Annotated in this window: 11 protein-coding genes; all 11 read left to right on the top strand. The window is 65.8% G+C overall.

Features of this window, described 5'->3' with window-relative positions; genetic code table 11:
• The first annotated feature begins 43 nt into the window (after positions 1-43).
• On the top strand, positions 44-1534 hold the full coding sequence (locus F7D09_RS08990) for a cell division protein (protein ID WP_226836180.1): 1491 nt from the start codon (positions 44-46) through the stop codon (positions 1532-1534).
• A gap of 158 nt (positions 1535-1692) precedes the next feature.
• Positions 1693-3057: a C1 family peptidase gene (locus F7D09_RS08985; RefSeq protein ID WP_152235113.1), complete on the top strand. Its 1365-nt coding sequence runs from the start codon at positions 1693-1695 to the stop codon at positions 3055-3057.
• Positions 3058-3581: 524 nt separating this feature from the next.
• On the top strand, positions 3582-4712 hold the full coding sequence (locus F7D09_RS08980) for a 3-deoxy-7-phosphoheptulonate synthase (protein WP_152235111.1): 1131 nt from the start codon (positions 3582-3584) through the stop codon (positions 4710-4712).
• 96 nt (positions 4713-4808) lie between these two features.
• Entirely contained in the window at positions 4809-6014 is a 1206-nt protein-coding gene (locus tag F7D09_RS08975) for a 3-deoxy-7-phosphoheptulonate synthase (protein ID WP_152235109.1), read from the top strand.
• Between the two features lie 60 nt (positions 6015-6074).
• A complete protein-coding gene (gene mtnN, locus F7D09_RS08970; RefSeq protein ID WP_152235107.1) occupies positions 6075-6782 on the top strand; it encodes a 5'-methylthioadenosine/S-adenosylhomocysteine nucleosidase in 708 nt (235 codons plus the stop codon).
• A gap of 197 nt (positions 6783-6979) precedes the next feature.
• The gene (locus tag F7D09_RS08965) at positions 6980-8404 is read left to right on the top strand and encodes a sensor histidine kinase (protein ID WP_152235105.1); all 1425 of its coding nucleotides are present in this window, start codon (positions 6980-6982) and stop codon (positions 8402-8404) included.
• Between the two features lie 191 nt (positions 8405-8595).
• Complete coding sequence (locus tag F7D09_RS08960) at positions 8596-9300, top strand: response regulator transcription factor (RefSeq protein WP_152235103.1); 705 nt, start codon at positions 8596-8598, stop codon at positions 9298-9300.
• 236 nt (positions 9301-9536) lie between these two features.
• Positions 9537-10661 carry a phosphate ABC transporter substrate-binding protein PstS gene (locus F7D09_RS08955; protein ID WP_152235101.1) on the top strand — a complete coding sequence of 375 codons (1125 nt, stop codon included), beginning with the start codon at positions 9537-9539 and terminating at the stop codon, positions 10659-10661.
• Between the two features lie 133 nt (positions 10662-10794).
• The gene (pstC, locus tag F7D09_RS08950; protein ID WP_152235099.1) at positions 10795-11757 is read left to right on the top strand and encodes a phosphate ABC transporter permease subunit PstC; all 963 of its coding nucleotides are present in this window, start codon (positions 10795-10797) and stop codon (positions 11755-11757) included.
• A complete protein-coding gene (pstA, locus tag F7D09_RS08945; protein ID WP_152235098.1) occupies positions 11757-12797 on the top strand; it encodes a phosphate ABC transporter permease PstA in 1041 nt (346 codons plus the stop codon). The genes pstC and pstA overlap by 1 nt, the downstream gene beginning before the upstream one ends.
• A gap of 36 nt (positions 12798-12833) precedes the next feature.
• Entirely contained in the window at positions 12834-13613 is a 780-nt protein-coding gene (gene pstB, locus F7D09_RS08940) for a phosphate ABC transporter ATP-binding protein PstB (protein ID WP_152235096.1), read from the top strand.
• Positions 13614-13958: the final 345 nt, after the last annotated feature.

The raw sequence follows: 13958 nt of genomic DNA, 5'->3' as shown, positions 1-13958 counted from the left end.
TGGTTGTGCTAACGAGCAGGTGTAACGGCGAAAGGAACCGAACATGGCGGACCAGTTCCCGATTGTGATTCGTGGATACGATAAAGAGCAGGTCGATAGGGCGTTTGCCTCGGCGCAGCAGACGCTCGCCGCGATGCGCGCGCAGATCAAGCAGGACGGCGACCGTCTGCTCCAGCTGCAGGCGAAGCTGCAGGAGGAGCGGAACCGTCAGTCCTCCAAGGGCAACACGTTCGCGTCCCTGGGCGCCAACGCCCAGCAGATGCTCGCCTCCGCCGAGCAGACCAGCACCGAGCTGCTGGAACGCGCCAAGCAGGACGCCGCCTCGGTCAAGGCGTCCGCGCAGGCGCAGGCCGCCACGCTCATCAACAACGCGAAGCTGGACGCCCAGCACATCGTCGACGACGCGAACGCCAAGGCTCGCTCCGTCATGGGCAACGCCACCACGCAGGCGCAGACCATCACCACGAACGCCCAGCAGGACGCCGCCCAGCTGCGCGCCGAGACGGCGAAGATCGTCACCGAGCAGCGCCAGTCCGTCGACCTCGAGCTGACCAACTCGCGCGAGGAGCACGACAAGCGCCTCGCCTCCGAACGCTCCAAGCAGGAGCGCGAGCTCGCGCAGCAGCAGGCGCAGGCCGCCGCCCAGATCGCGGCCCAGCGCAAGTCGGCGAACGAGGAGATCACCAAGCTCAAGTCCGAGTCCAACGACCAGATCCAGGCCGCGCTCGCCGAAGCGAACAAGAAGCTGTCCGACGTGCGCGAGCAGGTCTCCAAGATGATGGCCGACGCCCAGCGCAAGGCCAGCGAGATCATCGACGCCGCCAAGGCGAAGGCGCAGGAGATCAGCGATGACGCCGAGGTGAGCCGCACCAAGACCATGGCTCAGGTCAACGCCGAGGTCGAGCAGATCCGCAACGACATCGCCGCCCAGCAGGACGAGGCCACCAAGAAGGTCGCCGAGCTGCTCGACAACCTCGAGGAGCGCCGCGTGGCCGCCAAGAAGGAGTCCGACGAGCTGATCGGCCGCGCGAAGGTCATCCGCGAGGACGCCGACACGTACGCCGCGAGCAAGCGCAAGGACGCCGACGAGCAGGCCGCGCAGATCCTCAAGAAGGCCGGCGAGGAGGCGGCGGCTCAGATCGAGGACCGCCGCAAGGCCGCGCAGGACGAGCTCGACGACCTGCAGGGCCGCATCGCCGAACTGCAGTCGCGCGAGGCCGCCATCACGCAGCGCGTCTCCGAGCTGCGTTCCATGTTCACGAAGGCGTTCAGCGGATTCGCGTTCATGGAGCCGCAGGAGGCCGCGCCCCAGCACCACGAGGCGCCGGACGTGCCGGTGAACAACGCCGTGGCCGAGGAGGAACCGCACGCCGGTTCCGGCTCGCACGACGCCGAGGAGACCGACGAGCCGGCCGAACCGCAGACGCATGAGACCGCCGACGGCGGCGAGCAGGCCACCAAGGCGCTGCCCACGCAGGGCACGGCCGCGGGCGAGGCCGCGCCGACCGTCGCAGTGCCCGCACCGCGCGCCTGAGCCGCTCCCGGACGTTGCACAAAACGGCCGTATCGTAGGCAATCCATAACCCCCGGTACACTGCTTTACGGAAAAACCACATGGCATCCGTCATCCGACGGGTGCCATGCGTCGTTTGTCACGGCCGCACAACGGCCGTCTCATGTCAAAGGAGCAGAATGACCGACAACACGTCAGCGTCTGAGAACACCGCAATCAAGCCTCTGTCCGGCGAGCAGCTGAGCTCCCTGGTCGAGCAGTTCGACGCCAAGGCTTCCAACCGTCTTGCCATGAACGCCGTCACCGCGGCGGGCATCGACAAGGCCGCGCTCAACTACGACCGTTCGCGCCTGCTGCAGCGCCGCTTCTCCGTCACCGTCGACAACGGCGAGGTCACCCACCAGGATCGTTCCGGCCGCTGCTGGCTGTTCAGCTCGCTGAACGTGGCCCGCTTCGTCGCCAAGAAGAACCTCGGCCTCAAGGAGTTCGAGTTCTCCCAGAACTACGCGATGTACTACGACAAGCTCGAGCGCATCAACTACTTCCTGCAGGACGTGGCCGCGCTGGTGCGCGCCGGCGAGCCGTCCGACTCCCGCCTCATCAAGCACCTGCTCGACGACGTGATGGGCGACGGCGGCCAGTGGACGATGGCGCTCAACGTGTACAAGAAGTACGGCGCCGTCCCGAAGGACCTGTTCCCGGAGACCGAATCCTCGAAGAACACCGGCGCGATGAACACGCAGCTGCGCCACATGCTGCACACCGCCGTCGCGCACATGTACGCCGACCAGTCCTCCATCGACACGGTGATCGCCGATGGCGTCGCCGCCGGCCACCGCATCCTGACGATCCACCTCGGCGAGCCGCCGAAGAGCTTCGACTGGGAGTGGACCGACTCCGAGGGCATGTTCCACCGCGACGGCGAGATCACGCCGGTCGAGTTCTGGAAGAAGTACGTGGGCACCGCTGACCTTGAGGACTACGTGTGCCTCGTGGACGACCCGCGTCAGGAGCACCCGAAGGGCAAGAAGATCGGCATCGAGCACCTGGGCAACGTGGCCGGCGGCACGCCGACCGAGTACCTCAACGTGCCGAACCAGTTCATGAAGGACTGCGTGCGCGCGATCCTGTCCGAGAAGGGCATCCCGGTGTGGTTCGGCGCCGACTGCGGCCCGTTCATGGACCGTGAGCGCGGCGCGTGGGCGACCGACCTGTTCGAGTACGGCAGCATCTACGGCGTGGACTTCGACATGGACAAGGAGCAGCGCGTGCGCTTCTGCGACTCCGCGATGAACCACGCGATGGCGTTCGTCGGCGTCGACGTCGCCGACGACGGCACCACGACCCGCCGCTGGCGCGTGGAGAACTCCTGGGGCGACAAGATCGCCGACAAGGGCTACTTCACGATGAGCGACGACTGGTTCACCGAGTACGTGTACGAGGTCGCCGTCCCGAAGGCGATGCTCCCGGCCGAGTACCAGGCCGCCCTCGACGAGCCCGCCATCATGCTCCCCGCATGGGATCCGATGGGCGCACTGGCGTGATGTCTTCATCACGCCAGTGCGCCTGAGGCGACAGGCCGTCAAGCGGGAAGCCCGGTGGGCTTCCCGTAGGCCTGGCGGACGGCCGTGAGGCCGTCCGGTACGCCGAAGGCAGCATTGAGCCTCGCCGTCAGGCGAGTCCGTAATTGCAGGGCTCGGAGAGCGCTCGCCTGCGACCGGCCCGCTTGCATGAGACCCTCCCCGTCACTCTGCTCGCCCGAGCACAGTGACGTCATTGGTAAATCCCCTGAATTGCAATGGTTGCGCGGGTTGCGTCACTCTGCTCGGGCGAGCACGGTGCCGTTATCGGCGAAACCGTTGCAGCACGGGGAGTGACTTCCGCGCGTCACTCTGCTCGCCCGAGCACAGTGACGGACTGTGCCTCGCGGTCCGCATGCAGCGTCCCTCCGGCCGCAGGCAAAACCCCGACGCCCGTTCACACATGGTGGACGGGCGTTTTTTCATATCAGGCCACCGTCTACTATGGTGTGTTCGGTATATGCAAGCAACGAGAGGAGAGGGACACGATGGCAGGTCTTCGCGGTCCGGACAGTTCCGAGGACGAACGGCAGTTGAGCAGGAACGCCGTCTTTCCCGAGACGGTGGATGTCAACATCCGCCAGCTCGACCCGATTCCGGCGCCCCGCTATTTTCTCAAGGAGCTGCCGCTGACCGATGAGATGAGCGACCTGGTGCTGCGCTCGCGTCAGGAGATCCGCGACATCCTGCACGGCGAGGACGACCGTCTGCTCGCCATCGTCGGCCCGTGCTCGATCCACGATCCGAAAGCGGCCCACGAGTATGCGCAGCGGCTCGCGAAGGTCGCCCGTGAACTGGACGACCGTCTGCTCATCGTGATGCGCGTGTACTTCGAGAAGCCGCGCACGACGATCGGCTGGAAGGGCCTGATCAACGACCCCGACCTCGACGGCCGCTTCGACATCCGCAAGGGCATGTGGCTGGCGCGCAAGGTGCTCACCGACGTGCTGGGGCTGGGTCTGCCGACCGCGACCGAATGGCTCGACCCGATCACCCCGCAGTACATCTGCGACCTCATCAGCTGGGGCGCGATCGGCGCGCGCAACACCGAAAGCCAGGTGCACCGCGAACTGGCGAGCGGCATGTCGATGCCGATCGGCTTCAAGAACGCGACCGACGGCTCCATCAAACCGGCCGCCGACTCGTGCTTCGCCGCCGGCTTCGAGCATCACTTCCTGTCGATCAACCTGGACGGCCGCGTGATCTCCGCCGAGACGAAAGGCAATCCCGATTGCCATCTCATCCTGCGCGGGTCGAACACCGGCCCGAACTACGACGCCGAATCCGTGGCCGCCGCGCTCGCTGCCCTGCGTGCGTCCAAGGCGACCGGCCCCAGCGAGCATGGCCTGATCATCGACGCGGCGCACGGCAACTGCGGCAAGGACGAGCGCGTGGAAGCCGAGGTCGTGGAGAACATCGCCTCCCGCGTGGCACAAGGCGAGGCCGGCATCCTCGGCATCATGATGGAAAGCTTCCTCAAGGGTGGCCACCAGAAGCCGGCTCCGCTCGACCAGCTGGTCTACGGCCAGTCGGTCACCGACTCGTGCGTGCCATGGGAGCGCACCGAGGAGCTGCTGCACACGCTCGCCGACGCGGTCACCGCCCGCAGGGCGCTGTAACCCGGCCTGATCCGGCTCACGATGCGGCGCGGCAGACGAATCGCGAGCCGGTAGGCTATCCTTGGGGAAGACATTGACCCAAGGAGAGACGACAGCATGCAGCAGCAGGAGAACATGAGACCGCAGCCACTCAACACCCCTGAGGACCTGCGGGCCATCCGGCAGGCCATGGACGAGGGCAAGAACCCGCTGATCGCCACCGACGTGCCGCGCTGGGAGGATCAGGTGGGCGTCAGCCGCATCATCAACCGTCGCGTGCTCGAGCTGGAGCCGCTGCCGACCCCCGCCCAGGTGCTCGCCGAACTGCCGCTCGACAAGGCCGCGCAGGAGATCGTCGCCTACTCGCGCGACGAGATCCGCGCCTGCCTGTACGGGCAGGACGACCGTCTGCTGGTCATCGTCGGCCCCTGCTCCGTGCACGATCCGGCGGCCGCGCTCGACTACGCGCACCGGCTCGCCAAGGTCATGAAGGAGACCGAGGGCGAGCTGCTCATCGTCATGCGCGTGTACTTCGAGAAGCCGCGCACGACCGTCGGCTGGAAGGGCCTGATCAACGACCCCGACATCGACGGGTCCCACAACATCCGCAAGGGCCTGCTGCTCGCCCGCAAGACGCTGCTCGGCGTGCTGGGGGAGGGGCTCGCCGCCGCCACCGAGTTCCTGGAGCCGACCAGCCCGCAGTTCATCTCCGACGCGGTCAGCTGGGGCGCGATCGGCGCGCGCAACACCGAAAGCCAGGTCCACCGTCAGCTCGCCAGCGGCATGTCCATGCCGATCGGCTTCAAGAACGCGACCGACGGTTCGGTCAAGGCGGCGGTCAACGGCTGCTACGCCTCCGCCCAGCAGCACACGTTCTTCGGCATCGACCACATGGGCCGGGCCTGCGCGGTCGAGACGCTCGGCAACCCCGACTGCCATGTGGTGCTGCGCGGCTCCATCCACGGCCCCAACTACGACGCCGAATCCGTGCGCCGCGCCATGGCCGACGTGCGCCGCATGATGCCCGCCGAATCCGCCGCCGCGCACGGGCTCATCATCGACTGCTCGCACGGCAACTCCGGCAAGGACGAGCACCGCCAGGCCGAGGTCGTGCGCGACATCGCCCGCCGTATCGCCGACGGCGAGGAGGGCATCACCGGCATCATGATGGAAAGCTTCATCGAAGGCGGCAACCAGCCTGCCGCCCCGCTCGACCAGCTGGTCTACGGCAAGTCCATCACCGACAAGTGCCTCAGCTGGGACGTCACCGAACAGCTGCTGCGCGAGCTCGCCGAAGCGGTCTCCACACGCCGCTGGCGCTGACCGAGCCGCGCGCACGCCACCGCACCCACCCACCCACGCACCCTCACGAAAGGACCCATCATGACCACCATCGCCATCATCGGCGCACTTGACGAAGAAGTCGCGCTCATCGCGAAATCCCTCGATGCCGTGAGCCACGACACCGCGGCCTCCCTCGACGTCACGCGCGGCACCATCACCACCAAGGCGGGCGAGACCGTCCACGTCGCCGCGACGGTCGGCGGCATGGGCCTCGTCAACGCGGCCGCCACCACGCAGCACCTCATCGACGCCTACCGGCCGGACGCGGTGATCTTCTCCGGCATCGCCGGCAACCTCAACCGCAACCTGCACATCGACGACGTGGTGCTCGGCGGCACGCTGCGCTACCTCGACACCGACATGCGCCTCGTCGGCCAGTGGAAGCCCGGCACCGCCGACCAGCCTGTCGAGGAGTTCCACTCCGACGACCGGCTGCTCGCGCTCGCCGACCAGGCGCTCGCCGAAGCCGGCGTCACGCACATCACCGGCATCATCGCCTCCGGCAACTACTTCGTCGACACGCCCGAGCAGACGGCGCGAGTCATCCACGACACCGGCGCCGACGCCGTCGAGATGGAAGGTGCGGCGGTCGCGCACGTGGCCGCGCGCAACGACGTACCTGTGCTCGTCATCCGCGCGCTGAGCGACGACGCCGACACCGACTACGAGGAGTTCAGGACCTTCGACATCTCACGTTATGCGGATACGGCGGCCCGCGTGGTCGTCGGCATCCTGCGCCGCATGTAGGCGTTAGTGCGGCCGTCCGCGGCGGCCTGCAGCGCCGTCGGCCGCGATAATCTGACGTGAGGTGAACGGCAACGTGAACAGCTGGAAAACTTACGTAGTCGGCGACCGGCATACGGCAGGGATGACGCTACGCTGAAACCATCGGACGTCATGGATGGGACCATGGGCGGGACACAGGGGAAGGCGGAACAGGGCCGATGGCATGGTTGCAGATCGCGCTGACGGTAGTGGCGGCGCTGGTGGTGCTGGTCGTGGCCTCAGTGAAGGCGTATGCGCTGGGTCGTGAATCCGGCGACCGCGACCGGGACATGGCGCAGGGGCGTGATCCGCAATCGCTGTTCGGCCCGGGCGTGAACGCCCGCGAGGCGGAGCAGGGGCTGATCGACGTCATGCCCGACGAGGTGATCGTGTGCGACGCCAGCGGTTCGGTGCGTTGCGCCAGCCATAGTCCGGCCAACGTGGACATCATCGAGAACGGCCGCATCGTCAAGGACGAGCTGCTCGACATCCTGCATGTCGTCGCGGCGCACGACGGTAACGTTGACGGTGCCGACAGTGCCGGATCCGACGTCGCCGGATATGACGCCGACGGGAACGCCGTCTCGCCCGTGCGCGAACGCGAGGTGCGCGTCTCGCTGGACCTCACACGCATGTCGAACGCGATCTCCGGCCGCGGCGTGACCGCAGGCAAGCCGGCGCCCTCCGACAGTTATCTCCGCGTGCGCGTCGGCCGGATCTGCGACGGCCTGTACGCGGTGTTCATCAACGACGTGACCGAACAGCGGCGGTTCGAGACGATGCGCCGCGACTTCGTCACCAACGTCTCGCACGAGCTGAAGACGCCCGCCGGCGCGATCTCGCTGCTCGCCGAAACCGTTTCCGACGCAGCCGACGACCCGAAAGCGGTCAAATACTTCGCCGGACGCATCACCAAGGAGTCGGCGCGCCTGACCGAACTCGTCAAGCACCTCATCGAACTGCAGCGCGCGCAAAGCTCCAGCGCCATGCTCGACGCGCAGCGCATCTCGGTGATGTCCGTGGTGCGCGAGGCCGTCAGCGAGAACATCGTGCAGGCCGACAGCAAGCACATCGCCATCCGCCTGTCCCTGCGCGGCCACGAGGTGGCCCGGCAGGCCGAGCAGGAGGCGGCCGAGTCGCGCGCCGCGGCGGCGGTCGGCGACGCCGAACCGGACGACGAGGCCACGATCTGCGTGGAGCCGCCGGACGTGTTCATCATGGCCGACCGCGAGACCATCACCAGCGCGGTGAAGAATCTGGTGGAGAACGCCATCCGCTACTCGCCCGAGCATACGACCGTGGTGGTGAGCGTGACCGTGAGCGCCGACGGCAAGTCGGTGACGATCCGAGTGATCGACCAGGGCATCGGCATCCCCGCGGCCTCGCTTGACCGCGTGTTCGAACGGTTCTACCGCGTCGACCCCGCGCGCTCGCGGGCCACCGGCGGCTCGGGCCTGGGCCTGGCCATCACCAAGCACTGCGTGCAGGAGTGCGGCGGCACGATATCCGTATGGTCGCGCGAGGGGGAGGGGTCCACGTTCACCATCGAGCTGCCCACCGCGCCCGAGCAGGACGGCGAGCAGGACGGCGAGGCGTCCGCCTGAGCCGCCACCGATGCGGCAACGACGTCGCAGTGAACGTGAACAACCTGTTTTTCAGGCCGAAACGGCGCGATGGCGCAGAACAAGGCCGGCGAAAAACAACGTAGTACTCAGGGCTGCGCAACGTAGCCCGTCAGGCACGCTACCATGGTGGATGGTATCGACATTGAACGGCGTATGAGTGGAAGGTGAACATGACGCGCATTCTCATCGTGGAGGACGAGGAGTCCTACAGGGAGCCATTGGTCTACCAGCTGACACGGGAAGGCTATGACGTATCGGCCGCCGCGAGCGGCGAGGAGGGTCTGGAGCTGTTCACCAAAGGCGGCATCGACCTGGTGCTGCTCGACCTCATGCTCCCCGGCATCGACGGCACGGCCCTGTGCCGGCGCATCTGTGAGCAGAGCCGCGTGCCGATCATCATGCTCACCGCCAAGAGCGCCGAGATCGATAAGGTCGTCGGCCTCGAGATCGGCGCCGACGACTATGTGACCAAGCCGTACTCGTTCCGCGAGCTGCTGGCGCGCATCCGCGCCGTGCTGCGCCGCAACCAGGGCTCCTCCGAGTCCAACGGCCCCGTGGAGGACGACATTCCGCTGGTGTGCGGCGACATCTCCATGCAGGTCGGCCAGCATCAGGTGACCGTGCGCGGCGAGAACGTGTTCTTCCCGCTCAAGGAGTTCGAGCTGCTCGAATACCTCATGCAGAACAAGGGGCGCGTGATGACCCGCCACCAGCTCATCGACCGCATCTGGGGGTCCGATTACGTGGGCGACACCAAGACGCTCGACGTGCACGTCAAGCGCGTGCGCTCCAAGATCGAGGTCGACCCGGCGCACCCCCGGTACCTGACCACCGTGCGCGGCCTCGGCTACAAGATCGACAACCCGGCGCAGTGAACGGCGTCAGGCGGCGGTCGGCGGACGGCCGTCGCCTGACCGCGGCGCGACCGTACTGAGCCGCGCCGCCGTGCACGTAGTTTTCGCCCCTGAAAATACGTAGCGCCGGATTAGCAACTATTCATCTTCTGTTCACCGAATTCGGCTCTCACCCCCTCGAAATGCCCATAGGCTTGTAACTGTCATGCAAAGAAGGCGGCTCCCACAGCCGCTATGACAGTTGATAGAGGGAAAACATGCGCAAGAATCTGTTCATCCGTTCCGTCGCGGCGGTGTCCGGCATCGTGATGCTGGCCTCGCTCGCCGCCTGTGGCGACAACACCAGCGCTGGCAGCAACTCCGCTTCCAAGAACACCGAGACCGAGAAGATCTCCGGCAACTTCGCCGGTGCCGGCGCCTCCTCCCAGCAGGCTGCGGTCGACGCCTGGATCGACGGCTACCGTTCCATCCAGTCCGGCGCCAAGGTCACCTACAACCCGACCGGTTCCGGCGCGGGCGTCACCACCTTCCTCAGCGGCGCCACTGCGTGGGCCGGCTCCGACAAGGCCCTCGGCGATGACGAGGTCACCAAGTCCGAGGCCGTCTGCACCTCCGGCACCGCCTTCGACGTGCCGGTCTACATCTCCCCGATCGCCGTGGTCTTCAACCTGAAGGGCATCTCCGACGCGGGCAAGCACATCAACCTGGACGCCGAGACCATCGCCAAGATCTTCGACGGCAAGATCACCAAGTGGAACGATCCGGCCATCGCCGACCAGAACAAGGACCTCACCCTGCCGTCCACCGACATCAAGGTCGTGCACCGTTCCGACAAGTCCGGCACCACCCAGAACTTCGTGAGCTACTTCAAGGACGTCGCTCCTGACGCGTGGCCGTACGACCTGTCCGAGAACTGGCCGAACAACGTCGGCCAGGGTGCCGCCAAGACCTCCGGCGTCGTCTCCACCGTCAGCCAGGCCGACGGCACCATCGGCTACGCCGACTTCTCCGCTGTCGGCAAGCTCGGCACCGTCGCCGTCAAGGTCGGCGACAACTACAACGAGATCTCCGCTGAGGCCGGCTCCAAGGTGATCGAGGACTCCCAGCTTGACGATTCCGTCAAGGGCGACAACCGCGTGGTCGTGAAGATCAACCACGAGACCACCGCCGAGGGCGCCTACCCGATCGTCCTGGTCTCCTACGACATCGCCTGCCCCGCCTACAAGGACGCCAACACCGCCAAGTTCGTCAAGTCCTGGCTCACCTACGTGACCAGCGACGAAGGCCAGCAGACCGCTTCTTCCGCCGCCGGCTCCGCCCCGCTGCCGAAGAACATCTACGAGAAGGTGCAGAAGTCCATCGAGGCTATCAAGACCAAGTGATTGGTCGGCCTCGTATAGGCTGAGCACCTAGCTCATCACCGCCGTGGAACGCCGCAGCCGCTGTTAGAGCGCGGTTGCGGCTTCCTCGGGTTCAGGTGGATTGTCATTCCATCGTGCACATGAAGGAGAACCTGTGAGTTCGCAAGAAAAAACGGCGGACTTGTCCAGTCCCAAGAACACTGGCAAGACCGGCGATGTCGTCTTCAAGACGATCGCCTACGCCGCCGGCACCCTCATTCTCGTCACGCTCGCCGCAGTGTTTCTGTTCCTGCTGTTCCAGGCGTGGCCGCTCATCGGCGGCGACCAGTCGAAGGTCACCGCGCAGATCGAATCGTTCATTCCCGCAGCGCATAACTTCTGGCAGTACGTCGGCCCGCTCGCGTTCGGTACGGTGCTCGTCTCGCTGCTGTCGCTGATTCTCGCGTTCTTCGTGTCCATCGGCATCGCGCTGTTCATCTCCCACTACGCGCCGAAGAAGCTCGCCACCGGTCTGAGCTACGTGGTCGACCTCCTCGCCGCCATCCCGTCCGTCATCTACGGTCTGTGGGGCGGCCTCGTGCTGGTGCCCGCCATCGGACCGTTCTGGAACTGGGTGGCCAAGTACCTGGGCTGGACGTACATCTTCCAAGGCCCGGCCGCCGACCCGTCGCGTACCGTCGCGACCGTCGCCGTGGTGCTTGCCGTCATGATCCTGCCGATCATCACCTCCGTGTCCCGCGACATCTTCATGCAGACCCCGCGCCTGCAGCAGGAGGCCGCCATCGGCCTGGGTGCCACCAAGTGGGAGATGATCAAGCTGGCCGTGCTGCCGTTCGGCAAGTCCGGCATCATCTCCGCCTCCATGCTGGGCCTCGGCCGTGCACTCGGCGAGACCATGGCCGTGTTGATGATCCTCTCCCCGGGCTACCTGTACTCCTTCAAGCTGCTGCAGGCCTCGCAGAACATGACCATCGCCGCGAACATCGCCGCGCAGTACCCTGAAGCCGACCAGCAGTACGGCGTGCCGATCCTGATCGGAACCGGTCTTGTGCTGTTCGTGATCACGTTCCTGGTCAACTTCGTCGCCCGTAAGATCACCGAGAAAGCGAACGTGTGATGACTGAGGAAAACGAAAACAAGAACACCATCAGCGTCGACGCCACCGCCGTCAAGAAGGCCCCGGCCAAGAAGAAGGACAAGCAGCTGCCTGTCATCGACTTCGACCGGTTCAAGACGAGCCGCTCCTACGCGGCCGCCCGCAAGCGCACCGACGGATTCATGAAGGGCCTGATCGTCCTCGCGTTCGTCATCGCCTGCGTCCCGCTGGTCTCCGTGCTGTGGAGCTCCATCGCCGAAGGCGTCAAGCGTCTGAACCTCAACTTCCTGTCGTTCAACATGACCGGCGTGATCGGCGGCATGCCGACCCCGTCCGGCGGCTACGGCGGCGTGCTCCACGCCATCATCGGCACGCTGGAGATCACGCTCGGCGCCATGGTCATCTCCGTGCCGATCGGCCTGATGTGCGCGGTCTACCTCGTCGAGTACGCGGCCCGCGGCAACAAGTTCGCCAAGTCGATCAGCCTGCTCGTCGACGTCATGAGCGGCATCCCGTCCATCGTCGCCGGCCTGTTCGCCTACTCGATGTTCGCCATCATCGGCGGCCCCGGCACCATCAACGGCTTCGAAGGCTCCGTCGCTCTTTCGCTGCTCATGATCCCGACCGTCGTCAAGACCAGCGAGGAGATGCTGAAGATCGTGCCTCACGACCTTCGCGAGGCCTCCTACGCGCTCGGCGTCTCCAAGCAGCGCACGATCACCAAGATCGTCCTGCGCACCGCGTTGCCGGGCATCGTCTCCGGCGTCATCCTGGCCATCGCACGAGTCATCGGCGAGACCGCGCCTCTGCTCATGACCGCTGGCTACGCGACGTTCACCAACGTCAACCTGTTCAGCGGTGAAATGACCACCCTGCCGGTGTACGTCTACCAGCAGTACATCCTGCGCGTCACCTGCCGTCCCGGCATGGACGGCTGCGTGGACACCATCCCGATGGAACGCTCGTGGGCCGCCGCCCTCGTGCTGATCATCATCGTTCTCGTGCTCAACCTCATCGGCCGCATCGTGGCGAGGGTCTTCGCCGTGAAGTCCGACCGGTAATGTCGAGAACGACCACAACAGTAAAAGGAAACTCACATGGGACAACGCATTGATGTCAAGCATCTGAACATCTACTACGGCGACTTCCTGGCCGTGGAGGATGTCAATATCAACATCGAACCCAACAAGGTCACCGCGTTCATCGGCCCCTCCGGTTGCGGCAAGTCCACTGTGCTGCGCACGCTGGACCGCATGCACGAGATCATCCCCGGCGCCCACGTCAAGGGCGAGGTCGAGCTCGAAGGCAAGAACCTGTACGCCAAGGACGTCGACCCCGTGGCCGTGCGCCGCGACGTCGGCATGGTGTTCCAGCGCCCGAACCCGTTCCCCACGATGTCGATTCGTGAGAACGTGCTCGCCGGCGTGCGGCTGAACAACCGCCGCATCTCCAAGTCGGACGCCGACGATCTCGTCGAGTGGGCGCTCAAGGGCGCCAACCTGTGGGACGAGGTCAAGGACCGTCTCGACAACCCGGGCATCGGCCTGTCCGGTGGCCAGCAGCAGCGTCTGTGCATCGCCCGCGCGGTGGCCGTCCACCCGCAGGTGCTGCTCATGGACGAGCCCTGCTCCGCGCTTGACCCGATCTCGACGCTCGCCGTCGAGGACCTGATCAACGAGCTCAAGGGCGACTACACCATCGTGATCGTCACGCACAACATGCAGCAGGCCGCCCGTATCGCCGACTACACCGCCTTCTTCAACCTGAAGGCCGTCGGCGAGCCCGGACACCTCGAGTACTTCGCGGACACCACCACGATGTTCAACAACCCGCAGAACGCCGAAGCCGAGCGCTACATCTCCGGTCGTTTCGGCTGATCGCGCGACGGACTGTGCCGTCTCGCGTGTTCGGAAAGCCCCGCCCCGCGCGGGGCTTTCCGCGTTTGTGGGGGTGTTTGCATAGACAAGCGCAGTGTGCGGCAGCTCATTGCGGGGTTGCATGCTCCCGAATGTGCGCAAACGCCTACTTCGCGCGTTCGGGACGTCCCGATTGTGCAAAACAGGCTTTTTCGCTGATTCGTGATGTCCCGAACGCGTGTAATGTCTCGGGGCATGAATGACGCATGTGTCGGGGCATGGTTGACGGTATGTCCTGGGGCATGGTTGACACATGCGTCATGTGCCTGCGTCTCACCCGTCCCCCGGTCCGGCCTTTTGCCGGGG

The sequence above is a fragment of the Bifidobacterium leontopitheci genome (assembly GCF_009193355.1).
In the GTDB taxonomy this organism is placed as follows: Bacteria; Actinomycetota; Actinomycetes; order Actinomycetales; family Bifidobacteriaceae; genus Bifidobacterium; species Bifidobacterium leontopitheci.
The sequence above is the reverse complement of the archived record's forward strand: the minus strand, read 5'-3'. Positions and strand labels throughout refer to the sequence as shown.

Excerpts from the sequence above, each read along its gene's own strand:
- F7D09_RS08980 (WP_152235111.1), top strand. The coding sequence starts at position 3,582 with ATGGCAGGTCTTCGCGGTCCGGACAGTTCCGAGGACGAACGGCAGTTG.
- pstB (WP_152235096.1), top strand. The coding sequence starts at position 12,834 with ATGGGACAACGCATTGATGTCAAGCATCTGAACATCTACTACGGCGAC.
- F7D09_RS08965 (WP_152235105.1), top strand. The coding sequence starts at position 6,980 with ATGGCATGGTTGCAGATCGCGCTGACGGTAGTGGCGGCGCTGGTGGTG.
- F7D09_RS08955 (WP_152235101.1), top strand. The coding sequence starts at position 9,537 with ATGCGCAAGAATCTGTTCATCCGTTCCGTCGCGGCGGTGTCCGGCATC.
- F7D09_RS08990 (WP_226836180.1), top strand. The coding sequence starts at position 44 with ATGGCGGACCAGTTCCCGATTGTGATTCGTGGATACGATAAAGAGCAG.
- mtnN (WP_152235107.1), top strand. The coding sequence starts at position 6,075 with ATGACCACCATCGCCATCATCGGCGCACTTGACGAAGAAGTCGCGCTC.
- pstA (WP_152235098.1), top strand. The coding sequence starts at position 11,757 with ATGACTGAGGAAAACGAAAACAAGAACACCATCAGCGTCGACGCCACC.
- F7D09_RS08985 (WP_152235113.1), top strand. The coding sequence starts at position 1,693 with ATGACCGACAACACGTCAGCGTCTGAGAACACCGCAATCAAGCCTCTG.
- F7D09_RS08975 (WP_152235109.1), top strand. The coding sequence starts at position 4,809 with ATGCAGCAGCAGGAGAACATGAGACCGCAGCCACTCAACACCCCTGAG.
- F7D09_RS08960 (WP_152235103.1), top strand. The coding sequence starts at position 8,596 with ATGACGCGCATTCTCATCGTGGAGGACGAGGAGTCCTACAGGGAGCCA.